The organism is Streptomyces sp. NPDC001348 (assembly GCF_053597535.1).
Window position 1 is genome coordinate 237,993 of record NZ_JBSFIK010000008.1, and the last position, 24,364, is coordinate 262,356.

Sequence of the window (24,364 nt, forward strand, 5' to 3'; positions counted from 1 at the left end):
GCCCCGCAGGGGACGGACGCAGTCCCGCAGGGGACGGGGGCGGAGCCCCCCGGCCGGGGTCGAAGGGGCGGAGCCCCTGGAGGACGGGAACGGGCAGGGGCGGCGGGGGCGCTGAACCCGCGTTGCCACGGTGTCCGAAGCCCCGAGGGGCAGCCCGGGCGGCCTGGGCGCGACGCCGGCGTCGGGGCGGCGGGGGCGCTCAGCCCCAGTCGCGTCCCGACCTGCCCCGCTTGGTGTCCGAGCGCTGCTTCTTCTCCCGGAGCCGGCGCTCGTTGATCCCGCGCGGGATGCGGGTCGGCCTGCGCGGCTTGGGCGGGGGTGCGGTGGCCTCGGCGAGAAGCGCCGCGAGGCGCACCGCGGCGGTCTCCCGGTTGCGCCACTGGGAGCGGTGCTCGGAGGCGCGGACGGTGACGACGCCGTCGACCAGCCGCCCGCTCAGCCGGGCCAGCGCCCGCTCCTTCCACACCTGGGGAAGCGCCTCGGTCCGCGCCAGGTCGAAGCGCAGCTCCACCTGCGAGTCACTGGTGTTGACGTGCTGCCCGCCAGGTCCCGAGGACCGCGAGAAACGCCACATCAGCTCGGCCTCGGGCAGCGAGACGGAGCCACGGACGACGTAAGGACCGGACATGCCGTCCATGTTCCCGCCTCCGTCCCGTCCACGTCACCCGGATTTCGCATCGGGTAAAAAAGGTAAAGCCATCCGGAACCACCGGGACCCCCCTCGGCGTTCTCCGGAGTGACGGTAGCTTCGTCCCCAGTGCGAAGCCCGTACTGACGCAACGAGGGAAGGGACTCCCAAACCATGGCTGTAAGCCTGTCCAAGGGCGGCAACGTCTCGCTCACCAAGGAAGCTCCGGGCCTGACCGCCGTCACCGTGGGCCTCGGCTGGGACGTCCGCACCACCACCGGCACGGACTTCGACCTGGACGCCTCCGCCATCGCGGTCAACACGCAGGGCAAGGTCTACTCGGACGCCCACTTCGTCTTCTTCAACAACAAGAACACCCCGGACAACTCGATCGTCCACACCGGTGACAACCGCACCGGCGAGGGCGCGGGCGACGACGAGGCGATCAACGTCAACCTGGCGGCTCTCCCGGCCGACGTCGACAAGATCGTCTTCCCGGTCTCCATCTACGACGCCGAGAACCGCAACCAGAACTTCGGCCAGGTCCGCAACGCCTACATCCGCATCGTCAACCAGGCCGGCGGCGCCGAGATCGCCCGCTACGACCTCTCCGAGGACGCGGCCACCGAAACCGCCATGGTCTTCGGCGAGCTCTACCGCAACGGCGCCGAGTGGAAGTTCCGCGCCGTCGGCCAGGGCTACGCCTCGGGCCTGGTGGGCATCGCGCAGGACTTCGGCGTCAACGTCTGAGCCGCACAAGCTCGTTGACGGAGCCCCGGTCGTGCTCGCACCGCGAGAAACCGACCGGGGCTCCGCCGGGTCCGGCGGTCGATCGCCCGGCGTGATCCTCGAGTCCCTGCCCGCCGGAGGCACTCAGGGGTGGTCCGGCTTGCCGTCCCCGTACAGCCAGTCGGTCCAGATCGACCCGAAGTCCTTGCCCGGGGCCTGCTTCTCCACGTACGCCGTGAAGTCGGCGGTGCCGGCGTTGCCATACCGGTGGGCGGCGGCCCAGCCCTGGATGATGTCGTAGAAGGTGTCGTCGCCGACCTTCTGGCGGATCTTGTGCAGGACCATCGCGCCGCGCTGGTAGACGGGCGGGTCGGAGATGTGCGCGGCACTGCTCGGCTTCGCGGGCGGGAAGGCCCAGAGGGCGTCCGGGTCGTCGACCTCGTCGGACGTGCCGTCGTAGAGCGCGGTGAAGATCTGCTGCGCGGAGTCGCCGCCGTGGTCCTCCTGCCACAGCCACTCCGCGTAGGTGGCGAAGCTCTCGTTCAGCCACATGTCCCGCCAGCTCTTCGGGGTGACGGAGTCGCCGTACCACTGGTGGGCGAGCTCGTGGACGAGGGTCGCGGTGTCGGGGGCGCCCGGGAAGACCGGGCGGGTCTGGGTCTCCAGGGCGTAGCCCGCGTCCTCGGCCCGGTCCACGATCGCACCCGTCGAGGAGAAGGGGTACGGGCCGAAGTTGTACTCCTCCCACTTCATGACCTCGGGGATCTTCGCCAGCACCTTGCGGCTCGCCGCCGTCTCCGTGGGGTCGACGGCCACGTACACCGGCAGGCCGTCCCCGGTGGTCGTGCGCGTGATGTCGTAGTGGCCGATGGCGACCGTGGCCAGGTAACTCGCCATGGGATCGGCGGCGTGCCAGACGAACGTCGTACGGCCGCCGGTCGTGCGCTGCGCCGTCGGCTCACCGTTGGAGACGGCCTGCAGCCCCTTGGGGACGGTGACCGTGATGTCGTACGACGCCTTGTCGGAAGGGTGGTGGTTGCCGGGGAACCAGGCCATGGAGCCGGTCGGCTCGCCCAGTGCCAGCGCGCCGTCGGCGGTACGCAGCCAGCCCTCCTTGGAACCGTCTGGGTCGGTGATCGTCTCCGGGGTGCCCGAGTAGCGCACCGTGGCCTCGAACGTCTCCCCCTCGTCCAGGTCGTCGCGCGGACGGACGGTCAGCTCCTGGCCGGCCCGGTTCCAGCGGGCGTCACGGCCCTCGACGGTGACGGCCTCGACGTCCATGCCCTTGAGGTCCAGGTCGAAGGCGGACAGGTCCTCGGTCGCACGAGCCGTGATCACCGCGGTGCCGGTGAGGTGGTGGCGGGCGGGGTCGTAGGAGAGGGTCAGGCCGTAGTGGGTGACGTCGTAGCCGCCGTTGCCCGCCCTGGGGAAGTACGGGTCCTGTACGCCGTAGCCGCCGGGGGTGCCGTGCACCCCGCCGTCGCACGCGGTGAGAGCGAGGGCGAGGAACGCGGCGGAGACCGGGACGAGACGCACGGATCTGGGCACGACGGTGATCCTATGCGGGCCCGTCCCGGCCGGGAGGCGTGCGGCGGCCCCGGACCGGCGTGACACCATCACGTACGTGCTCGACATCGGCTACGCCCTCTCCACCCGCTTCCCCGACCCGCCGCAGACCGACTACCGGCACGCGGACGTCCACGCCCTCCGCCACGACCTGTTCTGCGGTGACGTCTACCTCGCCGACACCAAGACGGACCGGGAACTGTCCACAGCCTGGGGATGGGTGCCGGTGCTGGACTTCGCCTGGGCCCTGTGCGACATCGCGGAGCGCCTGGACCGGGACCCGGCGGGTTCCCGTGCCTCCCGGCCCCAGCGGGCGGAGCTGGACTTCACCGAGTCCACCGACCGCATGCTCTTCGAGCGCCGCTTCGGCTGGGTGGACATCGCCGCCGACTGGATGCCGGCCGAGGAGTCCCCCCTCTCCTTCTCGCACGCCGAACTGCGCCGGGAAGCCCGCGACTTCCTGCACGACCTGATAGCCGACCTGACGGACCTGCACGAGGCCCTGTCGGAGAACCCGGCGATCTGGACGCTGCAGGCCCGGTTTCCGAGGGTGCCGTAGATCGCTGCGGGGCTCTGCCGGGGGCTGCCGCCCCCAAGCCCCCGCTTCGGCCCTCACTCCACCCGGATCCCCAGCTCCCCTGCCAGCACCGGTGCCAGATCCAGCAGCTGTCCCGGGCTGATCACCGCTCCCGCCAACCGCCCGACCCCCCGCGCGATCTCCAGCGAAGCGGCCCCGCGCAGGTCCACGTGGGTGAGGGTCACGTCGGTGAGGTCGACGGACTTCAGGACACAGTCGACGAACTCCACACGGTCCAGGCGGGCTCCGCCGAAGTCGGGTTCGACGAGGACGCAGCCCTCGAAGACGACGTCCGTCAGCCTGGCCTTGCGGAGGTTGAGGTAGTCGATCTTGCCGCCGCGGATCAGGACCCGCTCCAGAACGGCACCGTGCAGCTGGGTACCGCCGAGGCGGGCGTCGTGGACCTCGACGTCACGCAGGGTCGACTCGGCCAGATCGGTCCCCACGCCCCGTATCCCCGACAGCACGCTGTCCAGGATCCGGGCGTGATGCAGGCGTGCCTCGTCGACGACGCACCCCGTCAGCGCGCAGTCCATGAAACGCGCGCCCGCCCCGTCCTGCCCCGCGAAGTCCGCCTCGCCGAACTCCACCCCGTCGTAGTCCCCGTCCGGCTCCAGCCCGCCGCCGTCCCAGGGTTCCAGCGGTGGCAGCCGCAGCTCCGGTCGCCGCGCCGCCCTCGTCCCACCGGCACCGCCGGTCGCCTTCCTCGCCATGCCCCCATGCTGCACCCCACCACTGACAACCGACGGGCGCCGCCTCCACAGATGCGACAGATACCGATACGTGGTCTTCTGGGCGGGTGAATGTCACCCGAACGGCTCAATCCGCCCCGGACACGGACCCGCGCCGCTGGTGGGGCCTGGTGATCATCGCGCTGGCCCAGCTGATGGTGGTCCTGGACGCCACGATCGTGAACATCGCCCTCCCCTCCGCCCAGCACGACCTGGGCATGTCCGACGGGAACCGCCAGTGGGTGATCACCGCCTACACCCTGGCCTTCGGCGGCCTGCTCCTGCTCGGCGGCCGCATCGCCGACCTCGTGGGCCGCAAACGCACCTTCGTCATCGGGCTCATCGGCTTCGCCGCCGCCTCCGCACTCGGCGGCGCCGCCACCACCTCGGGCATGCTCTTCGGCGCCCGCGCCCTCCAGGGCGCCTTCGCCGCCGTCCTCGCCCCCTCCGCGCTCAGTCTGCTCACCACCACGTTCACCGACCCCAGGGAACGCGGGAAAGCCTTCGGCATCTACGGCGCCCTCGCCGGCAGCGGCTCCGCGATCGGCTTCATCGTCGGCGGCCTGCTCACCGAATACCTCAACTGGCGCTGGTGCCTCTACGTCAACGTCCCCATCGCCGCCGTCGCCGTCCTCGGCGCCTTCGCCCTCCTCCACGACCGCCCCGGCCACGCCGGCGCCCGCCTCGACGTACCCGGCGCCCTGCTCGGCTGCGGCGGGCTCGTCGCCGTCGTCTACGGCTTCAGCGAAGCCGAACCCCGCGGCTGGACCGACCCCCTCGTCCTCGCCCTGTTCGCCACCGGACTGCTCCTGCTCACCGTCTTCGTGTGGTGGCAGAGCCGGGCCCCCATGCCCCTGCTCCCCCTGCACATCGTCAAGGACCGCGACCGCGCCGGCTGCTTCCTCACCATGGGCCTCGCCACCATCGGCATGTTCGGTCTGTTCCTGTTCATGACCTACTACCTGCAGGTCATCCTCGGCTACTCACCGGTCAGGACAGGCCTGGGCTTCCTCCCGCTGACCGCCGCCATCATCATCGGCGCGACCCAGATATCCGCCCGGCTCCTGCAGCACGTCCCGCCCCGCGCCCTGATGGCCCCCGGCATGGTCCTCGCCGCGGGCGGCATGCTCGTCCTCACCCGCATGACGGTCCACTCCGACTACGCCACCGAGATCCTCCCCGCCCTCCTCCTCATGGGCCTCGGCATGGGCCTGACCTTCATGCCGGTCTTCGCCACCGCCACCGCGGGCGTCGCCCCCCAGGACTCCGGCGTCACCTCCGCCACCGTCAACACCTCACAGCAGGTCGGCGGCTCCATCGGCACGGCCCTGCTCAACACCGTCGCCACCACCAGCAGCGCCGCCTACATCACCGCGCACCTGACCAGCCCCGCCCAGAAAGCCACCGTGGTCCCCGCCGGAATCGTCCACGGCTACACGGTCGCCATCTGGTGGGCCGCCAGCATCATGCTCCTCGCCGGCCTCGTCGCCGGCCTGATGGTCACCGCCAAGGCCCCGGGACACGGCGCGCCCACGGCGACCCCCGTCCCCGAATCAGTGACCTGACGGCACCCCGGCCAGCCCCGCCAGCGCCCCGCCCGACAGCCGGTACACCGTCCACTCGTCCTGCGCACGGGCCCCCAGCGACTCGTAGAACCCGATCGCGGGCCGGTTCCAGTCCAGCACCGCCCACTCCAGCCGCTCATAGCCCCGCTCCACGCATATCCGGGCCAGCTCGGCCAGCAACGCCCTCCCGTGGCCGCCGCCCCGGGCCCCGGGACGGACGTACAGGTCCTCCAGATGGATCCCCCGCACACCCGTCCACGTCGAGAAGTTCAGGAACCACAACGCGAACCCCACGGTCTCACCGGTCGCGTCGTCCACGGCCACATGCGCGAAGGCGGCAGGGCGCGCCCCGAACAGCGCCTCCCGCAACTGCTCGGGACCGGCCTTCACCTCCTGCGGCGCCTTCTCGTACTCGGCCAGCTCACGGACCAGGGCGTGGATGACGGGGACATCGGCTTCGGCAGCGCTGCGAATCATGCGGCGAGGGTAGGGCGGGAAGACTCAGTACCGACAGCTGACCGGGGCCGGGCACATCAGGCACGACGATCCGAGCCACGCCGCCTCGATGGGCGAGATGGGGGCCTGGGGCAGCAACGCGTCGTTCTCGTTGCCGGCCGGGACCTTGCCGACCACACGATCGGCCGGCGGGAGGTGATGGCCCTCGAGCCGTGATCTCGACACCAGCTGTCTGTCGTGCAGGGGGATGATGTCGGCCTTGCGGACGGCGTGCCAGTGCACGTGCAGTCCGCGCGTGGACCACTTCCCCACCGCCGAGACGAAGCGGGCCTCGACGGCGGGCGGGATCGGCTTGAACGGCGTACCGCTGAGCAGCCGCAAGGTGCGGCTCCCGCCCGTCGTCACCTTGCTGAGCTCCTCCAGGAAGTCGGTCAGTTCCGGCAGCGCCGAGCTGAGATAGCGGTCGAACCAGAAGACGTCGTCGCTTCCGTAGACACGGCTGTAGAAGCGGCGCACCGCCGCCTTCCGCCCCCGGGGCCACGCGGAGCCGGCGCCGATGACCAGGTCCTTGATACCGCGACGGTGGAACGCCTTCCCGAGCATGGACCTCCCCGAGGAGGTCCGGACGACGACCGGGGAGAGACGTACGTCGATGTCGTCGCAGGCCAGCTCCAGGCCTTCCTTGCGCGACAGGTCGATGATCCTCTGCGCCGCGTCCGACTGGGCGTGGTAGGCGGCGCTGACCACCGCTTCCTCGATGTCCGCCGCGGTGAGCCGGCCGTCGGCGAGACGCCTCAGCAGGCCCACGCTGCCGCCGTACTCGAGGGCGGCCGACTCCGCGTCCGCACTGCCCACGCCGGACTCACCCAGCGCCCGCGCTATCTCCTCGACGGTCAGCAGCGGCATCGGGAACACCTCGTGAGCGGCGTCCACCAGAGGGCTCGCCTGTTCACCGAAGCGCGACAGGTTCTCTCCGGGGGCGCCCACGATGAGTGCCCCGGTCTGGACGGCCCGCGGGCCGTCCACGCACAGCCGGGTCATCCTCTGCTGCCACGGGGTACCGGGGGCCGACCTGACCGTCCTCCCCCAGTCGTCCAGCAGTACCGCCGCCTGCCCCCAGTGCGCCACCTGGGACTCGACCTCCCCCACCACCGTGTCGGGGTCGGTCTTCTCCCCGGGCCGCACGACACGCGGGGCACATCCGATGATCTCCTCGTACCTCCGGGAGATACCGGCGAGGAGCACCGAGCGGCCGGAACCCGGCATCGCGCGCAGGATCACTATCTGCCCGTAGACGAGGTGTTCGACGATCACCTCGGCGAGCTCGTCATGGCTCTTGAACCGGAACGTCATGTCAGCGCGTCCTCGTGAGCGCCCTCATCCGGACGCTCCCGTCCTCGTGGATCAGGCCGTAGGAAATGGCGTGCTCCAGTCCGGACGTGTCCACCGGGCCGAACTGCGCGCTCGACCACCGCTCGCGCAGGAGCTCCGACTCCTCGGGGAACCACTCGGAGAAGCTCTCCGGGATGGCGCGGGCGTGCTCCAGCGGCGAACCGGGCCCCTTGGCGGCGAAGGCCTTCTGGACGTCGCTCTTCTGCACCTGATGGGGCACCACACCCTTGGGACGGTGACGGTGCACATAGGAACAGGCCTGCCGGGTGAGCAACGGATGGCCGCCGTACTCCTCCATCAGTTCGTCGATCACCTCGTGACTGCGGAACTTCAGGCCCGTCCGCTTGCCGAGCGTGCGAATCATGTCCTGCAGCTCGTCCCGGTCCATCGGCTCGATGAACTTGAGGGCCGAGAACTGGAACAACGGATTCGTGATCCCCCGCACCGAGGCCCGCTCGAAGAGCGACGGGTCGACCCCGGCGGACAGGATGACCGGGGGCAGCTGACCACGGCTCTGACGCTTCTGGATGAACGCGCGCAGCTGCGAGAGCGCCCGCAGCAGACCGACCTCCTCGTCGGCCTCCGCCCTGCTGAGGATCCGGGAGGGAAGGGCACTGTCGATCTCGTCGATGACGAGGATGACGTTGCGTGAGAGCGGTACCGCGTTCAGCAGCGCGTCCAGATCGCTCATCCAGTATTCGTTGATGAAGTCGTCCCGCCCGTGGGACGGTCGCAGACTGCGCAGCCGCGGAACCGTGACATGGCTCTTGGCCAGCTCCTCCGAAAGCGCCCGCACCACACCGGCCCGGAAACGCCGCGGAGTACCGAAGTACTCGTTGAGGTCCAGGTTCACCACGATCGAGCCGCGTTCCCGCTCGATGACCGAGACACGGTTCAGCAGACTGCTCTTCCCCGCCTTCCTCAGCCCGAAGATCCCCACGTGCTGCCCCTGGTCGAGATACCGCCGCACGCTGGAGATGTCACGCTGCCGGCCGAAGAAGGCACTGGGAGAGGTGATGGGAGTGGTCACGTTGAAGTGATCGACGCTCTCCAGCATCTCGGAGACGATGACCCGGAAGTCGGGCACGTCACGCGGCAGGTTCCGCCCGTCGATCGTCAGGATCGCGGCCTCACCCGCCCGCATTCTCACCAGCCGCCGCGCATTGCTGTCCTTGCTGATCAGGACGGCGATCTCGTCCTCCACCCGGGCGTTCTTCCGCATCTGCGACTGGAGGTCGCTCAGGATCCGCGGCTCGACCGCCTCGTAGTCCGTGGCGAGGAAGAGCAGTTCCCGGTCGATGTCGAACATCTCGGCAGTCGGGTCCGGCAGTACGGTGAACAGGCTCCACCGCCCCTGCTGCCCCTGTTCGACACGGACGACCTTGATGCGGTTGTGCCTCAGATAAGCGGTGAGATCCTTACCGAAAGCATGCCTGCGTTCGAATTCCGCGATTTTCTCTTCGAGCCGCATTTGATTTCTGGTGGGCGCGGGCGCCCGCCTCGGCTTGCTGTTCGACTCACCTGAGTTCAACCGGTCCCCCCGATGCGTGACGGGCCGTCATGATACGTGCCGAGGAGAGCTCTGCACAGGCGACGGCGATGCGCTGCCGAACGGCACGCCGGCACCGTCCGCGGGACGCGGTGTCAGCACAGTCTGCGGACGACCTCCAGATGCCGCTCCTCCATCCCGCGCCCGCTCTCCACCTGCCACAGACAGTTCTGCAGCAACCGCCCCCGCGTCCACGCCCGCGCCCGCCCCCGGTCCAGCCCCAGCACCGCCGTCATCGCGTCGAACCGCCACCGCACCTCGTCCGCGTCGAAACGGTTGACCAGGGCGGGCCACAGTTCGAACCCGGGATCACCCGCCAGCGGCTTGGGATCGATGGCCAGCCAGGAAGCTCGAGACGCGCCGAGTACGTTCCCGAAGTGCAGGTCCCAGTGGAGGAGGCGGTCTCCGGGCTCGCCGGCGACCTCCCGCACCGCGGCCGCGCAGTCGGCGACCAGACGGCGGGCCGACGGGTCCGCGACACGGGCCAGAACCGGCGGAGTCCGCTCCAGCATGGCGCACGCGATGTCACCGAGGCGGCGCACGCCCTCCGGCGCCGCGAACGACGTCAGCCGCACCAGCAGACGGGCGACGACCCGCACCGCCTCGCGGGAGTCCGCGAGACCGGAGAGCGTGCGGCCCTGGTCGAGGCGTTCCAGCAGCATGGTGCCGGACACCGGGTCATGGCCCAGGAGACGCACCGCGCCGTCACCGTCCCAGACCCGCAGCGCGGCCGGCTCCCCCACCGTCTCCGCATCCGCCTGCTGCAGTTTCAGCACGGCCCGGGTGCCGTCGGCGCGCACGACGACCGGCAGGACCAGAGCGTTGACGCCGTACATCGACGGCCCGTCCAGGCGCAGCCCCCAACGATCCAGGAAGCCGGCCGCCAGGTCCGGCAGCCCGGCGACGAAGGCCCGTCCGGCCGCCCCGTTGTACCTCTCCTGCGCAGCGGCCAGCCCACCCGGAATGTCGATCACCCGTCGGACGTTACTCGTCTGCGTGAATCGGCTCATGCGAATCAACCGGGGCACCAGCAGGGTGTGGGCGTACGTCCGCAGCGCTCCCGGCACCTATGCGTGGCTGATGATCCTCTTCTTCACGACCGTCGCCCTGCACGCCATGTCGCCGGAGTTCGAGCACCACTTCCTGAGACAGCGGTCGACGAACATCCACGAGCTGTCGCAGAACCCGGTGCGGGTGCTGATCGCCAGCGCGATGTGGACCGACAGCGGCTACTGGCTGCCGTACGCGGCCCTGTTCACGGTCTTCCACGCACAGGCCGAACGCTGGCTGAGCACGGCCCGCTGGCTGGTGGTGTGCGCGGCCGCACACGTACTCGCCACGCTGACCAGCGAAGGCGCGCTGCTGCTGGCCATCCGGAACGGCATGGCACCACAGTCCGCGGTCAACACCCTCGACGTCGGAGTCAGTTACGCGCTGGCAGGAGTGATGGCCGTGCTGACCTACCGCATCGCGCCGCCCTGGCGGTACGGGTACCTGGCGGCCGTGCTGGCCCTCTTCACCGTGCCACTGGCCACCGGTCCCACCTTCACGGACTTCGGGCACTTCGTCTCCGTACTGATCGGGCTGGCCTGCTATCCGCTGGTCCGAGGCCAGGGAAAAACATGGAATCCGAAGGAGACACTGGCCACTCTCAGGAGCTAACGTCCGCCCATGAGCAGCTCGGCCCGCGCAGTCGTCAACGGCGGCATCTCCTTCTGGTACACCGACGACGGCCTCCCGGCGGCACGGGAACCACTGCCCGGCGACACCTCCGCGGACGTCGTGATCATCGGCGGCGGATACACCGGACTGTGGACCGCCTACTACCTGAAGAAGGCCGCGCCGTTCCTGCGCATCACCGTCCTGGAGCAGAAGTTCTGCGGCTACGGCGCCTCCGGGCGCAACGGCGGCTGGCTCTACAACGGCGTCGCCGGCCGTGACCGGTACGCGAAGCTGCACGGCCGCGAGGCGGCGATCCGCCTGCAGCAGGCGATGAACCACACCGTCGACGAGGTCATCGCCGTCACGGAGGCCGAAGGCATCGACGCGGACATCCACCGGGGCGGAGTCCTCGAGGTGGCGACCACACCCGCCCAGCTCACCCGGCTGAAGGCCTTCCACCAGCACGAACTGTCGTACGGGGAGAAGGACCGCGAACTGTACGGCGCCCGGGAGACCGCCGAACGGATCCGCGTCGCCGACGCGGTCGGATCGACCTGGACACCGCACGGGGCACGGCTGCACCCGGTGAAACTGGTGAAGGGTCTCGCCGCCGCCGTCGAGGCCCTCGGGGTGACCATCCACGAGTCGACACCGGTGACGGAGATCCGTCCCCGGCACGCCGTCACCCCGTACGGCACCGTCCGCGCGCCCTACGTCCTGCGCTGCACGGAAGGCTTCACCGCCTCCCTCAAGGGCCAGCGGCGGACCTGGCTGCCCATGAACTCCTCCATGATCGCCACCGAGCCGCTCACCGACGAGCAGTGGTCGGCGATCGGCTGGAACGGCCGGGAGACCCTCGGCGACATGGCCCACGCCTACATGTACGCCCAGCGCACCGCCGACGGGCGGATCGCGCTCGGCGGACGCGGCGTGCCCTACCGCTTCGGATCCCGCACCGACAACGACGGCCGCACCCAGGACACGACCGTCGAGGCCCTCCGGGACATCCTCGTCCGCTTCTTCCCGGCACTGGCCGCGGTCCGCGTCGAACACGCCTGGTCCGGAGTGCTCGGAGTACCGCGTGACTGGTGTGCGACGGTCACCCTCGACCGCACGACCGGGATCGGCTGGGCGGGCGGATACGTCGGCTCAGGCGTCGCCACCACCAACCTCGCCGCACGAACTCTGCGGGACCTCGTCCAGCAGGACTCCGGCCAAGGCGGCCGCACCCAGCTGACCGACCTGCCATGGGTCAACCACAAGGTCCGCAAATGGGAGCCGGAACCGCTGCGCTGGCTCGGCGTGCACGGAATGTACGCGACGTACCGAGCCGCCGATCAGCGGGAGCGGCTACGGCCGGGCACGGAGTCGTCACGCCTGGCCCGAGCGGCCGACCGGGTGGCCGGGCGGCACTGAGAACCGGAACACCCGCACCCCAACGGCCCCTGGAAACCCACCGAGGCTGTGCCGTACCTATGTGCGACCATCACCTCAACATCCGTCAATCCAGGGGGGATTCATGACTACCGTCGACTCCTGTCCAGCGGCGAGACCCGGGCGGCTCACCGCCGTCGCCGTCCTCGTCGCACTGCTCACCTCACTGCTCACCCTGACGGACGCGACCACCGCCCACGCCGACGACCCACAGTGCGCCCCGCTCGCCCTCGCACCCTTCGGCGACCCCGGCGACGCCCTCGGAAAGGCGGCCGTCCCGGCCGACAGCAGCACCTGCTTCACCATCACCGCCGAAACGGCAGGCCTGCACCTGGTCTCCGTGGACGACACGCGCAGCGAACTGTCCCCACAGGTCTACAGCGCCGACGGCACCCAGCTCGACTGCTACGACACCGAACACGCGGAACAGGGCTGGTGCGACCTGCCCGCCGCGGGCACCTACACCCTCAAGGTCGTCAACCGGGGCTGGGACACCGCCAACACCTCGGTGACCGTCGTCCCACTCACCGCGACCAAGGGCTGCGCCGACCCCGTCGGCACCGACTGGGACCAGCCCGACCTGACCCGGACATCCGTGAGCCCGGTCGAGGTCGACTGCCAGCCGTTCACAGCCAAACCCGGTGAACGGATCCGGCTCACCTACGGCTCCAAGGTGTACGGCTCCTCCACCGCCTGGATCACCGACTCCACCGGCGCCCGGATCTGCCCCCACTTCTCCGAGGACGGCGAGACCAGCTGCGTCCTGCCCACCGACGGCACGGGTCCCTACCGGGTGATCTCCCAGATCTCCTCCACCGAGAAGGGCTTCCCCGCCGACTACGCGGTGAAAGCGCGCCGCCTGAACGACCCACAGGGCTGCACCACCGCACCCGTACGCCCCTACGGCACCCTCAGCGGCCAGGACCTCACCACCAACCCCTGCTTCACCTTCGACGCCGACAAGGCCGGTCCCTACACCGTGCACTACGTGAGCGAAGACCGCTCCGCCGGCCCGGTCCAGGTGTACGACGCCGACGGCAAGACCGTGTGCCGGTCCGGCACCGACCCCTGCCGGATACCCGAACCCGGCACCTACACCGCCGTCCTCGACGGCTCCTACCCCTTCTACGACACCCGCAAGGGACTCGCCGTCCTCGACCGCGCCTCGGACGCCGGATGCGTGCCCACCGGCACCGGCCTGCACAAGGGCGAACTGAGCACGGTCGGCCAGTACGACTGCCTGACGCTGTCCGCACCCAAGGGCGCCCGGCTCGCCGCACTGACGCCGCTCACCTCGTCCGGCGTCGACGCGGACGTGGAAGTCGTCGACCGGACCGGCACCGCGCAGTGCGGGGCGGACGACCTCTCGAACGGCGACTGCGCACTGACGGGCACGGCCCCCTACCGCGCGCTCGTCCACACCGACGACGACGGCGGCGACGCCACGGGCCCGTACACCGTGGCCCTGCACCGCACGGACATCGCGGACGACTGTCCCGTCCTCTCCGCCGGCAGCTTCACCGCCGACGGCGCCAAGGCCACGTTCGCCACAGGCGACGGCGTCTTCTCACACTGCCTGAGCATCCCCGCGGACGCCCACACAAGCGCCGAAGTCCTCCAACTGACCGCCACCTCCGGCACAGCCGCGGCGAAATTCTCCGTACTGGACTCCACCGGCAAGAAGGTCTGCGACCGGTACGCCACCACCAACGGCTGGACCATCTGCACACTGACCCCCGGCAAGCCCCACACCGTACTGGTCACCGGCCGCGACCAGGCCGCCACCTACACCCTCACACGGCGCGACGTCACCGCGACGGCATCCTCCGCAGGCTGCGCCGGCACCGCGGTGGCCAAGGTCGGCGGCCCCTCCCTGAAGGGCGCGTACGGAGCCGCGGGCACGCTCGACTGCCGACAGGTCACCACCGACGCGGCCACCGACGTCCTGCACCTCAACGTCCGCGACACCCTCGGCACCGCCAACATGGCCGTCCTGGACAGCGACGGAAACGTCGAGTGCTCCTTCCGGAACCGCTCCTGCGCCGTCACCGGCTCCACCACCCACCAGGTGCTCGTACAGACCCCGGCCACCCTCAAGGCCTCCCCCGAATACCACCTGGACGCAGTCCGCATCGCCACCGCCGACGGCCCCGCGCCCGAGTGCACCAAGGCGCCGTCCGTCGCCTACGGATACGGACCGGTCACCGGCACGCTCGACGAGTCGCACACCACCGCGTGCGCGGCACTGCCCACCGCCGGCTTCGACCGCTTCACCACCGACATCAAGGACACGACCGGCACCACCACCACGGCGGTGCCCGCGCTCTACAACACGTCCTCCTGGACCGACGGCTGCACGCACTACATCCCGGAGGGCTACGACTGCGACGCACTCGGCTCGTCCCCGGACTCCACCCCGACCGTGTTCCTGCTCGGCCTGCCCGAGAAGGCCTCCAGCACCGCCTACAGCGCCAAGCTGACTTGCACGTCCACACCGTGTGGCACCGAGAAGGTGAGCGTCACCGCCGTCAGCCCCACCACCGGAACCACCGGCACCAAGGTCAAGCTGACGGTCACCGGTACCGCACTCGACTCCGACGTCACCGTCCGGCTCAGCCAGGCCGGCAAGACGATCACCGCCGCGGCGGACTCGGTGTCCGCCGACAACCACACGGTGACGGCGACACTCGACCTGACCGGCGCGGCCACCGGCACCTGGAACGTCAGCGTGCTCACCGGCCGGGAGTACCAGCGCGGCTCGTTCACCGTGACCCCCCAGCCCAAGCTCGAGAACACGGCGGCACCGAAGGTCACCGGCACCCCCAAGGTCGGCGCCAAGGTCACGGCCTCCACCGGCAGCTGGTCGGCGACGCCGTCCTCGTACACCTACCAGTGGAAGGCCGACGGCAAGGCCGTCTCCGGCGCGACGGCGTCGACGTACACGACCCCCGCATCACTGGTCGGCAAGAAGCTGACCGTGACCGTCACCGCCGTACGCAGCGGCTGGGCCGACGGAACGGCGACCTCACCGACGGTCACCGTCACCAAGGGCGACGCCCCCAAGGCGACCAAGGCCCCGGTGATCAGCGGCACGGCGAAAGTCGGCAAGACCCTCAAGGCGACGGCCGGCACCTGGAGCCCGGCGGCGACGTCTTACTCCTACCAGTGGTACGCGGGCGGCAAGGCGATCAGCGGGGCGACCAAGTCCTCACTGGTCCTGAAGGCGGCCCAGAAGAACAAGAAGATCACCGTGAAGGTGACCGCTCACCGGACCGGGTACACGGACGGGTCGGCGGTGAGTAAGCCTAGCGGGGCGGTCGGCGGCTGAATGTGAGGAAGCCCAGGTCAGAAGTGTCTGACCTGGGCTTTTGAGCCCCCTGTCGGACTCGAACCGACGACCTGATCATTACAAGTGATCCGCTCTAGGCCAGCTGAGCTAAGGAGGCAACGCGCACTACATGGCCGCGCGCCGAGGCGGCACCACTCTACACAGAGACGGATTCCAGAAGCCAAGGAGTTCTCCACCCCGCTGATCCCAAAAGCTCTGCGTAACTATCCGCGCACCCGTTCGCTGATCGGTCTGACGTGCTGTTCCGAAGATCGGATCGTCGAGGGGAGGGCTGGTGGACGAGGTGGCTGACACACCGAAGCCGAAAGTGGTCAAAGGCGAAGAGGCCAAGCAAATCAAGCGCGAGGCGCTCGGCATCGGTGACCGCCGGAAGCACCACACGCGCACGGCGACGCCGATGATGGGGCATGCCAAAGCTGCGGACACGCACCACCGGCTCTATCGCTTCCGCTTCTATCCGAGGATGTGTCCGTGATGACCCTGCTGCGGGCCGGGCGCGACGTCGCGTGGCGGAGGAAGGCGAAGCTGAACCGCTCGATCGTCGACGCCGGATGGGGTGAGCTGTTGCGGCAGCTCCGGTACAAGTGCGAGTGGTACGGCCGGACGTTGGTGGTCGTCGACCGGTTCTTCCCTTCCACCCGACGGTGCTCGGCCTGTCACACCATGGGGCCGGAGCTGAGCCTCTCAGTCCGGAGCTGGACGTGCGCCGGGTGCGGTGTCAGGCACGACCGGGACGTGAATGCCGCCGTGAACCTGCGCGACGAGGGGATGCGGCAGTACTGGGAGTCTTTGCAGGCCGCGTAGGAGTGGCTGATGCGGTACGGACCGGCGGGCCGTCGGCCGGAAAGCCTGTGGAGTCCATGTAAGACCGGTCAGGTGCAGCTCGTCAGGGCTGTGTGTGATCGGCGGCGGACGGTGAAGCAGGAAGCCTTGCGGCAGGGTCAAAAGTTCGTTGCTCTGCCCCAGCCCCAGGCGGGTCAAAAAGCCGTGGCTCTACCACCGACGAGAATTTCCGCGAAGTTCACACCCCTCGGGCTACTGACAGACCAGGTGAACGCCAGGTACCGTCCTGACCCAGTTCACCCCGGTGGACTACACCAACCACCTTCCTACAACGGATCGTCCGGCACGTTCCTGCCGGTAGAAGGGGGCCTACTCACCATGGCCACTGTCTCGTTCGACAAGGCGACCCGGATCTACCCGGGTTCCACGAAGCCCGCCGTCGACGCGCTCGAGATCGACATCGAGGACGGCGAGTTCCTCGTCCTGGTCGGCCCGTCGGGCTGCGGCAAGTCCACCTCGCTCCGGATGCTCGCGGGGCTCGAGGACGTGAACGCCGGCGCCATCCGCATCGGTGACCGCGACGTCACGCACCTGCCGCCGAAGGACCGGGACATCGCCATGGTGTTCCAGAACTACGCGCTCTACCCGCACATGACGGTCGCCGACAACATGGGCTTCGCGCTCAAGATCGCGGGCGTCAACAAGGCGGAGATCCGGCAGAAGGTCGAGGAGGCCGCGAAGATCCTCGACCTGACCGAGTACCTGGACCGCAAGCCGAAGGCGCTCTCCGGTGGTCAGCGGCAGCGTGTCGCGATGGGCCGTGCCATCGTGCGTGAGCCGCAGGTGTTCCTCATGGACGAGCCGCTGTCCAACCTGGACGCCAAGCTGCGTGTCTCGACGCGTACGCAGATCGCGTCGCTGCAGCGCCGCCTCGGCATCACCACCGTGTACGTCACCCACGACCAGGTCGAGGCCATGACGATGGGCGACCGGGTGGCCGTGCTCAAGGACGGTCTGCTGCAGCAGGTCGACTCGCCCCGGAACATGTACGACCGGCCCGCCAACCTGTTCGTCGCCGGCTTCATCGGCTCCCCGGCGATGAACCTGGTCGAGGTGCCGATCACCGACGGCGGTGTGAAGTTCGGCAACAGTGTCGTGCCCGTCAACCGGGACGCCCTGAAGGCCGCCGCCGACAAGGGTGACCGCACGGTGACCGTCGGTGTCCGCCCCGAGCACTTCGACGTGGTCGAGCACGACGGTGGCACCGCCGCCTCCCTGTCGAAGGACACCGAGGACGCCCCGGCCGGTCTCGCGGTCTCCGTGAACGTGGTGGAGGAGCTCGGCGCCGACGGCTACGTCTACGGCACCGCCGAGGTCGGTGGCGAGCGCAAGGACCTGGTGGTCCGCGTCAACGGCCGTCAGGTGCCGGAGAAGGGCGCGCAGCTGCACGTCGTCCCGCGGCCGGGTGAGACGCACGTCTTCTCGACCTCCACGGGCGAGCGTCTCAGCGACTGAAACCCCTGCGCCGGGTGAATCCGACCCAGGTTGACGAGAAGGGCCCCGCGGCCTGCTGCGGGGCCCTTCTCGTTGCCGGTTGTTTGCCCTGGAACACCCCGCCAGGGGGGCGCATTTCGAGCAGTGTGCGTCAACACCGCGTTCGGAAACGGGGAGTTCCCTGTCCCTCGAACCGGTGACTCAATGTCTCCAAATCATCACCGCGCGCTACCCTCACTCGCGTGAAGCACTCCACCAACCCACAGACGCGACGCGGTCACCGGGGCCCTGCCCGCCGGATCGGCCGCACCCTCGCCCTTGTCCTGCCCGTCTTCCTGGTGCTTTCCGGGACCCTCGCGGTCACCCGGGTCAACTGGTCGGGGAACCCCTCGAACTCGGTGCTGACCGCGTCGGACGTCTCGGGCCGGTCCTTGCAGCGCGCCCCGCAGGACGTTCTGCGGGATCGGCTGATGGGCGAACTGCAGGAGAAGAACCCGGGTGTGGTTCTCACCCATCTGCAGCAGGCCGTGAACGGGCACCCGTCCCTGGCGAGGCACTGCACCTCCATCGCCCGCGCCCTGGGCCGGGCCGCGGTCCGCATCTACGGCGCCTCGCGCGCCCAGTCGTACGCCCGTCCGGTGTGCGACACGTCGTTCGCCTCGGGGGTGCTGGCCGCGTCGCGCGGCTGACGTCCGGCCGAGTGACCGGACGGGTAACAGCTGCTCGCGGAGCAGGTTGCGGCCGTAAGCCGCGAGTGGGGCGCCGCGTACAGTTCGGTCATGACCGATCCGAATGCCGCGTCGCGCCCCACTCAAGCCGTGGTCCTGGCCGGTGGCCAGGGCTCACGGCTGCGTCCGTACACCGACGACCGGCCCAAGCCGATGGTCGAGATTCCCGGCACGGGTACTCCGATCATCGGCCATCAGCTTTCCTGGCTCGCCGAGGAGGGCGTGACGGATGTGGTGGTCTCCTGCGGCCACCTCGCCGAGGTTCTGCAGAAGTGGCTGGCGACGGCCGATCTGCCCGTGAACGTCACGACCGTCGTGGAGTCCGAGCCGCTCGGCCGCGGTGGCGGTCTGAAGTACGCGGCGGAGCGTCTCCCTCACCCGGACCGTCCCTGGTACGCCACCAACGGTGACATCTGGACCCGTTTCTCGCTCCGCGACATGGCGGACTTCCACACCGAGCGCGACGCCGTCGCGACCCTCGCGCTGGCCCGGCCGCGCCTTCCGTGGGGTGCGGTGAAGACGGACGGGTTCGGTCACATCACGGACTTCATCGAGGCGCCGCCGTCGACGTTCGAGATCAACGCGGGCGTCTATGTGTTCTCGCCGGAGTTCGCCGGCCTTCTGCCCACGCGCGGTGACCATGAGCGGACCACGTTCCCGCATCTGGCGCGTGAGCGCAGGCTGGCGGGTTTCACGATTCCGCAGGGCTCCTACTGGCGGGCCATCGACACGGCGAAGGATCTGACGGAGGCGGCCAAGGAGCTGGCGGCGCTGGGGCGCTGAACCGCTGGGTCGCCGACGGTTCGGCGGGACGGCAGCTCCTTCGTGCATGGCGACGGGGTCCCGCACCTGGTGGTGCGGGACCCCGTCGTCGTGCGGGTGGCCGGGACCCCGGCGTGGTGGGGGTGGCCGGGTGTCAGCCCAGGAGGCCGCCCACCAGGCCCGGCTGTCCGGAGGAGGAGCCGCCGCTGCCGGTGGATCCGCTGCCGCCGGTCGTGGTGCCGCCGGAGGTCGGTCCCGAGGTGGTGCTGGGGGCCTGCTGGGCGGGGGCGGTGCGCCGCGGCGGGGCCTGACCGGCGGTGCCCTGGGTCTGGCTGGGGGCGCCGCCGGTGACCGCGCCGGTGGAGTGGGTGGCGCCGGGGGTGGTGGCGCCGCCGGAGGGGCCGGCGCCGGCGGTGGCGCCGCCGCTGGGCGGGGTGGAGGCGGCCGGTGTCCTCCTGTGGTGCTTGCCCGGGTCCTGGGCGAGCGGGGAGCCGGGCAGGTTGTTGCGGGGGGCCTCGCCGGGGCCGGGGACGACCACACGGTCGGCGTCGCGGACGGCGCCGCCGAGGAGTGAGCCGACCAGCAGGGTGACGCCGACGGTGAGGGCGGTGACGAGGGCACCGCGGCGCAGTACGTAGCGGCGCAGGTCCCAGATGGCGGAGCGGGGGCCGAGGGTGCGCCAGGCGTTGCCGGCGAGGCGGCCGTCGACGGAGTAGACGGGGGCGCCGGCGATGACCAGGGGGGACCAGGCGGCGAGGTAGATGATGTCGGGGGCGTCGTAGGCGGGGACCGTCTTCCAGCTGACGGTGACGATGAGGGCGGCGGAGAGCAGCGCGCCGACGGCTGCGGCGACGCGCTGCCAGCAGCCGAGGATGGTGAGGACGCCGACGACGACCTGGAGGAAGGCGATGACGAGGCCGGAGCCGACGGGGTGGTGCAGGGCGAACTGGCGCAGGGGCTCGGCCACCTGCCAGGGGTGGAGGGTGTTGAGCCACTTGACCATGGAGCCGCGCCGGCCGCCGTCGAAGTAGAGCGGGTCGCAGAGCTTGCCCATGCCGGCGTAGACGGAGATGGCGCCGAGGAAGAGGCGCAGGGGGAGGAGGACGACGCCGAGGTTCATCCGGCGGCCGGGGTAGTAGGCGTGCCGGGCCGGGTCGTCGGTGGGGCGTTTGGCGGGGGATCCGGCCGGTTCGTCGTCCGCCGGGTCCGTGTAGTGGTCGTCGGGACCGGCGTAGTGGTCGTGGGGGTGCGCCGGTGGGTCGTAGGCGCTGCCGGCGGGGCGCATGGGGGGCAGGAGGCGGGTCTCGCCGGCGACGGGGGCGCGCTGGTGACCGACGACCGGGGTTTCGACGGTCTCGTCCAGCTGGTGGTACACGTCGTCGTAGCCGGTGGCGTAGCCGTCGTGGTCGCCGACCCGGGGGATGACCTGGGTGGCTCCGGCGTCGGGGACGGGATCGTCGGCGTGGCGGATGCTGCCGCCCCGCACGGCCTGGAGCAGCCGGTGGGCGCCGGTGTCGTCGGGGGCCGAATGGCCGCTCCAGACGACGGGGCGGCGTCGGGCGGGGGCGCCCATGGCGGGGACGCGGGCGGTGTCCCCGGTGGCGGTGTGCCAGGCGATCCGTGGTGACTGGGTTCGCCGTGCCGAGGCGCCCAACTGCACGCGGAAGCTCGCGTGATTGACGATGACCTGCGCCGGATCGCTCGGCACCTTCACCATGCTCAGCGCGGGAGCGTCGTCGTATCCCGACGAGCGGTCCCCCGTGGGTGTGCGGGGTGTTCTGGTGTCCACACTCATCTAACCGAGTGACCTGGAGTTAGGACACTGCCTTGGCGGCCCGGAAGTGTCCGGACCGCGTCAAGCTCGTACGTGTCGCCCGGATTACCCCGTACGGGTGACCCCGAGGACGGGTGTTCAGGCCCGCCTGCGGGCCGCTTCGTACAGCACGATGCCCGCCGCGACACCCGCGTTGAGCGATTCCGCGCCGCCCGGCATGGGGATGCGCACGCGGAAGTCGCAGGTCTCGCCGACCAGCCGGGACAGGCCCTTGCCCTCGCTGCCGACGACGATGACGACCGGTCCGGCGAGGGCTTCGAGCTCGCCGAGTTCGGCGTCGCCGTCGGCGGCGAGGCCGACGACCACGATGCCGGCCTTCTTGTAGGCCTCGAGGGCGCGGGTGAGGTTGGTGGCGCGGGCGACCGGGGTACGGGCGGCGGTGCCGGCGGAGGTCTTCCAGGCGCCGGCGGTCATTCCCGCGGCGCGTCGCTCGGGTACGAGGACCCCGTGGCCGCCGAACGCGGAGACGGAGCGGACGACGGCGCCGAGGTTGCGCGGGTCGGTGACACCGTCGAGGGCGACGATGAGGGGGTCCTGGCCCTCGTCGTAGGCGGCGTCGGCGAGGTCCTCGGGGTGGGCGTACTCGTAGGGCGGGACCTGGAGGACGAGGCCCTGGTGGTTGAGGCCGTTCGTCATCCGGTCGAGCTCGGGGCGGGGGGCTTCCATCAGGTTGATGCCGCCGCGCTCGGCCGCGAGCTGCAGTGCCTCGCGGACCCGCTCGTCGTTGTCGATGAACTGCTGGACGTAGAGGGTGGAGGCGGGTACGCCCTCGCGCAGGGCCTCGACGACCGGGTTGCGGCCGACGACCAGTTCGGAGGTGGACCTGCCGCCACGGCCCCGGGCCGTGGGGCGGCGCACGGCCTGCTTCGCCTTGGCGTTGGCGATGCGGTTCTTCTTGTGTCCCTTGCGCATCTCGGCGGGCGGGGTCGGGCCCTTGCCCTCGAGTCCCTTGCGCCGCTGGCCGCCACTGCCGACCTGCGCGCCCTTCTTGCCGGACATGCGACGGTTGTTAGCGGCCATGACTCACCTGTCTGTGTGAAGCGTTCGTACGTACGTCTTGTGCAGTGTGCCGCCCGGCGGGCCGGGCGGCACAATCGATCAAGGAATCGACCGTCGGGGGATCAACGCGGGCCGAGGCTCCAGCGGGGGCCCTGGGGGCCGTCCTCGATGGTGAGGCCGGACTGGTTGAGCTGGTCGCGGATGGCGTCCGCGGTGGCCCAGTCCTTGCGGGCGCGGGCGGCCTCGCGCTGGTCGAGGACCATGCGGACGAGACTGTCGACGACCCCGTGGAGGTCCTCGCCGCGGTCGGCGCCTTCGCCGGCCCAGTGCTCGTCGAGCGGGTCGAGGCCGAGGACGCCGAGCATGGCGCGCACTTCGGCGAGCCGGGCGACGGCGGCCTCCTTGTCGTCGGCTGCGAGGGCGGAGTTCCCCTGCCGGACGGTGGTGTGCACGATCGCCAGGGCCTGCGGGACGCCGAAGTCGTCGTCCATGGCCTCGGCGAAGGCGGGCGGCACCTCGGGGGCGGGTTCCACGACTCCCCCGGCCTTCTCCACGACGCGCTGCACGAAGCCCTCGATGCGGGCGAACGCGGACTCGGCCTCGCGCAGGGACTCCTCGCTGTACTCGATCATCGAGCGGTAGTGCGGGGTGCCGAGGTAGTAGCGCAGGACGATGGGGCGCCACTGCTTGACCATCTCGGAGACGAGGACGGAGTTGCCCAGCGACTTGGACATCTTGTCGCCGGCGATGGTCACCCAGGCGTTGTGCAGCCAGTAGTGGGCGAACTCGTCGCCGAAGGCCTTGGCCTGGGCGATCTCGTTCTCGTGGTGCGGGAAGATCAGGTCGATGCCGCCGCCGTGGATGTCGAAGGTGCTGCCCAGGTACTTGTGGGCCATCGCCGAGCACTCCAGGTGCCAGCCGGGGCGGCCGGGACCCCACGGGGTCGGCCAGGTGGGCTCGCCGGGCTTGGCGGACTTCCACATGGCGAAGTCACGGGGGTCGCGCTTGCCGGTCTCGCCCTCGCCCGACGGCTGCAGCAGGTTGTCCAGCTCCTGCCGGGACAGCTCCAGGTAGCCGGGGAAGGAGCGCACGTCGAAGTAGACGTTGCCGTCGGCCTCGTAGGCGTGTCCGCGCTCGATGAGCGTCCGCATCATCTCGACCATCTCGGTCACGTGGCCGGTGGCGCGGGGCTCGTACGTGGGCGGGAGGCACCCGAGGGTGGCGTAGCCGTCGTTGAAGGCGCGCTCGTTCTCGTACCCGATCGACCACCAGGGCCGGTTCTGCTCGTGCGCCTTGGTGATGATCTTGTCGTCGATGTCGGTGACGTTGCGGACGAACGTGACGTCGTAGCCGCGGTGTTCGAACCAGCGGCGCATGATGTCGAAGTTGAGGTACGAGCGGACGTGCCCGATGTGCGGCGGTGCCTGCACGGTGGCACCACACAGGTAGATCGAGACGCAGCCCGGCTTGAGCGGGGTGAAGTCACGGATCTGCCGGGCGCTGGTGTCGTACAGGCGAATGGTCACCACTCCAGGGTAGTGGGCGCGGGGCAGTGCCTTGCGACCCTTCGGCCGAAGGGCCACCTATTCGTGACACGGCGGACACCGCCGGGCGCCCCCGGTCCCCGAGGCGGTCCCGGCCGGGTACGGCCCGCCCACGCCGGGCCGGCTCAGAGACTCCCCACGACCTTCCGCGGGCGGACCCGGACGACCACGCGTTCCGCGTCCTGGGACGAGGCGGGGTTGAATTCGGCGTAGGGCTTGCCGCTGTACTTCAGGCTCAGCTCGTCGATGAGTTCCTGGCCGCCCTCGGTGGTCGTCTCGACGCTGCCGCGGATCTCGGCGTACTCGTACGGGGACTCGGGGTCCTGGACGACGACGCTGACGCGGGGGTCGCGGTCGAGGTTCTGCTTCTTGCGGCGGTCGACGGTGGTGGAGATCAGGACGTCGTCGCCGTCCCGCTTCGCCCATACGGGGGAGAGCTGGGGGCTGCCGTCGGGCTGGGCGGTGCCGAGGACGACGAAGACCGGGCCGTCGAGCAGGGCCTTGAGGCGGTCGGAGAGAACGGCGGGCATGGGGGTACCTCCGGGACCTGGGTCGCTGGTCGTCCCACGGGTACCCTCACGC

The 24,364-nt window shown here is 70.3% G+C and carries 22 protein-coding genes and 1 tRNA gene; 11 read left to right on the top strand and 12 right to left on the bottom strand.

What is annotated here, in order from left to right; all coding sequences use genetic code 11:
• Window positions 1-199: 199 nt before the first annotated feature.
• Window positions 200-637: an alternative ribosome rescue aminoacyl-tRNA hydrolase ArfB gene (arfB, locus tag ACWC21_RS11755; protein ID WP_450880624.1), complete on the bottom strand. Its 438-nt coding sequence runs from the start codon at window positions 635-637 to the stop codon at window positions 200-202.
• A gap of 165 nt (window positions 638-802) precedes the next feature.
• Here arfB and ACWC21_RS11760 point away from each other — a divergent pair, with 165 nt between their 5' ends.
• Entirely contained in the window at window positions 803-1,378 is a 576-nt protein-coding gene (locus ACWC21_RS11760) for a TerD family protein (protein WP_450880626.1), read from the top strand.
• 123 nt (window positions 1,379-1,501) lie between these two features.
• Here ACWC21_RS11760 and ACWC21_RS11765 read toward each other — a convergent pair whose 3' ends face one another.
• The gene (locus ACWC21_RS11765; RefSeq protein ID WP_450880628.1) at window positions 1,502-2,905 is read right to left on the bottom strand and encodes a M1 family metallopeptidase; all 1,404 of its coding nucleotides are present in this window, start codon (window positions 2,903-2,905) and stop codon (window positions 1,502-1,504) included.
• 76 nt (window positions 2,906-2,981) lie between these two features.
• Between ACWC21_RS11765 and ACWC21_RS11770 the strand changes: the two genes are divergently transcribed.
• Window positions 2,982-3,482: a hypothetical protein gene (locus ACWC21_RS11770; protein ID WP_450880630.1), complete on the top strand. Its 501-nt coding sequence runs from the start codon at window positions 2,982-2,984 to the stop codon at window positions 3,480-3,482.
• A gap of 53 nt (window positions 3,483-3,535) precedes the next feature.
• Here ACWC21_RS11770 and ACWC21_RS11775 read toward each other — a convergent pair whose 3' ends face one another.
• Window positions 3,536-4,213: a pentapeptide repeat-containing protein gene (locus ACWC21_RS11775; RefSeq protein ID WP_450880632.1), complete on the bottom strand. Its 678-nt coding sequence runs from the start codon at window positions 4,211-4,213 to the stop codon at window positions 3,536-3,538.
• Window positions 4,214-4,299: 86 nt separating this feature from the next.
• On the opposite strand from ACWC21_RS11775, the gene ACWC21_RS11780 reads away from it, so the two are divergent.
• Window positions 4,300-5,796 (top strand): MFS transporter, encoded by a 1,497-nt coding sequence (locus ACWC21_RS11780; RefSeq protein ID WP_450880634.1) that lies wholly within the window; start codon window positions 4,300-4,302, stop codon window positions 5,794-5,796.
• Here the strand turns inward: ACWC21_RS11780 and ACWC21_RS11785 are convergent.
• The 4 genes from ACWC21_RS11785 to ACWC21_RS11800 all read right to left on the bottom strand — a co-directional run bounded on the left by ACWC21_RS11785 (window position 5,785) and on the right by ACWC21_RS11800 (window position 10,203).
• Window positions 5,785-6,273: an N-acetyltransferase family protein gene (locus tag ACWC21_RS11785; protein ID WP_450880636.1), complete on the bottom strand. Its 489-nt coding sequence runs from the start codon at window positions 6,271-6,273 to the stop codon at window positions 5,785-5,787. The two genes, ACWC21_RS11780 and ACWC21_RS11785, sit on opposite strands and share 12 nt — an antisense overlap.
• Window positions 6,274-6,297: 24 nt before the next feature.
• The gene (locus tag ACWC21_RS11790) at window positions 6,298-7,605 is read right to left on the bottom strand and encodes a hypothetical protein (RefSeq protein WP_450880638.1); all 1,308 of its coding nucleotides are present in this window, start codon (window positions 7,603-7,605) and stop codon (window positions 6,298-6,300) included.
• Window position 7,606: 1 nt separating this feature from the next.
• The gene (locus ACWC21_RS11795) at window positions 7,607-9,115 is read right to left on the bottom strand and encodes an nSTAND1 domain-containing NTPase (RefSeq protein ID WP_450880640.1); all 1,509 of its coding nucleotides are present in this window, start codon (window positions 9,113-9,115) and stop codon (window positions 7,607-7,609) included.
• Between the two features lie 173 nt (window positions 9,116-9,288).
• The gene (locus tag ACWC21_RS11800; RefSeq protein ID WP_450880642.1) at window positions 9,289-10,203 is read right to left on the bottom strand and encodes an aminoglycoside phosphotransferase family protein; all 915 of its coding nucleotides are present in this window, start codon (window positions 10,201-10,203) and stop codon (window positions 9,289-9,291) included.
• Between ACWC21_RS11800 and ACWC21_RS11805 the strand changes: the two genes are divergently transcribed.
• The 3 genes from ACWC21_RS11805 (at window position 10,202) to ACWC21_RS11815 (ending at window position 15,617) form a co-directional block, all read left to right on the top strand.
• Entirely contained in the window at window positions 10,202-10,855 is a 654-nt protein-coding gene (locus tag ACWC21_RS11805; RefSeq protein ID WP_450880644.1) for a rhomboid-like protein, read from the top strand. The two genes, ACWC21_RS11800 and ACWC21_RS11805, sit on opposite strands and share 2 nt — an antisense overlap.
• 9 nt (window positions 10,856-10,864) lie before the next feature.
• Complete coding sequence (locus tag ACWC21_RS11810; RefSeq protein ID WP_450880646.1) at window positions 10,865-12,271, top strand: NAD(P)/FAD-dependent oxidoreductase; 1,407 nt, start codon at window positions 10,865-10,867, stop codon at window positions 12,269-12,271.
• A gap of 103 nt (window positions 12,272-12,374) precedes the next feature.
• Window positions 12,375-15,617, top strand: coding sequence for an IPT/TIG domain-containing protein (locus tag ACWC21_RS11815; protein WP_450880648.1), 3,243 nt, complete (start codon window positions 12,375-12,377; stop codon window positions 15,615-15,617).
• A 43-nt stretch (window positions 15,618-15,660) separates the two neighbouring features.
• On the opposite strand, the gene ACWC21_RS11820 is transcribed toward ACWC21_RS11815, so the two are convergent.
• Window positions 15,661-15,735: transfer RNA gene (locus tag ACWC21_RS11820), tRNA-Thr, on the bottom strand.
• A 177-nt stretch (window positions 15,736-15,912) separates the two neighbouring features.
• Here ACWC21_RS11820 and ACWC21_RS11825 point away from each other — a divergent pair.
• From ACWC21_RS11825 to ACWC21_RS11845, 5 genes are all read left to right on the top strand, one after another.
• Window positions 15,913-16,113: a hypothetical protein gene (locus ACWC21_RS11825; RefSeq protein ID WP_450880650.1), complete on the top strand. Its 201-nt coding sequence runs from the start codon at window positions 15,913-15,915 to the stop codon at window positions 16,111-16,113.
• Window positions 16,113-16,442, top strand: coding sequence for an RNA-guided endonuclease InsQ/TnpB family protein (locus tag ACWC21_RS11830; protein WP_450880652.1), 330 nt, complete (start codon window positions 16,113-16,115; stop codon window positions 16,440-16,442). Before ACWC21_RS11825 ends, ACWC21_RS11830 begins: the two co-directional genes overlap by 1 nt.
• Before the next feature lie 357 nt (window positions 16,443-16,799).
• Window positions 16,800-17,936, top strand: coding sequence for an ABC transporter ATP-binding protein (locus tag ACWC21_RS11835; RefSeq protein ID WP_388791582.1), 1,137 nt, complete (start codon window positions 16,800-16,802; stop codon window positions 17,934-17,936).
• A 221-nt stretch (window positions 17,937-18,157) separates the two neighbouring features.
• A complete protein-coding gene (locus ACWC21_RS11840) occupies window positions 18,158-18,604 on the top strand; it encodes a hypothetical protein (RefSeq protein ID WP_450880654.1) in 447 nt (148 codons plus the stop codon).
• A 90-nt stretch (window positions 18,605-18,694) separates the two neighbouring features.
• On the top strand, window positions 18,695-19,426 hold the full coding sequence (locus tag ACWC21_RS11845) for a nucleotidyltransferase family protein (RefSeq protein ID WP_450880656.1): 732 nt from the start codon (window positions 18,695-18,697) through the stop codon (window positions 19,424-19,426).
• 133 nt (window positions 19,427-19,559) lie between these two features.
• Here the strand turns inward: ACWC21_RS11845 and ACWC21_RS11850 are convergent, their stop codons facing one another.
• The 4 genes from ACWC21_RS11850 to ACWC21_RS11865 form a co-directional block, all read right to left on the bottom strand.
• Complete coding sequence (locus ACWC21_RS11850; protein WP_450880658.1) at window positions 19,560-21,200, bottom strand: DoxX family membrane protein; 1,641 nt, start codon at window positions 21,198-21,200, stop codon at window positions 19,560-19,562.
• Between the two features lie 117 nt (window positions 21,201-21,317).
• A complete protein-coding gene (gene rlmB, locus ACWC21_RS11855; RefSeq protein ID WP_450880660.1) occupies window positions 21,318-22,259 on the bottom strand; it encodes a 23S rRNA (guanosine(2251)-2'-O)-methyltransferase RlmB in 942 nt (313 codons plus the stop codon).
• A 101-nt stretch (window positions 22,260-22,360) separates the two neighbouring features.
• Window positions 22,361-23,764 carry a cysteine--tRNA ligase gene (gene cysS, locus ACWC21_RS11860; protein ID WP_450880662.1) on the bottom strand — a complete coding sequence of 468 codons (1,404 nt, stop codon included), beginning with the start codon at window positions 23,762-23,764 and terminating at the stop codon, window positions 22,361-22,363.
• 143 nt (window positions 23,765-23,907) lie between these two features.
• Entirely contained in the window at window positions 23,908-24,312 is a 405-nt protein-coding gene (locus ACWC21_RS11865) for a PPOX class F420-dependent oxidoreductase (RefSeq protein ID WP_450880664.1), read from the bottom strand.
• Window positions 24,313-24,364 lie beyond the last annotated feature (52 nt).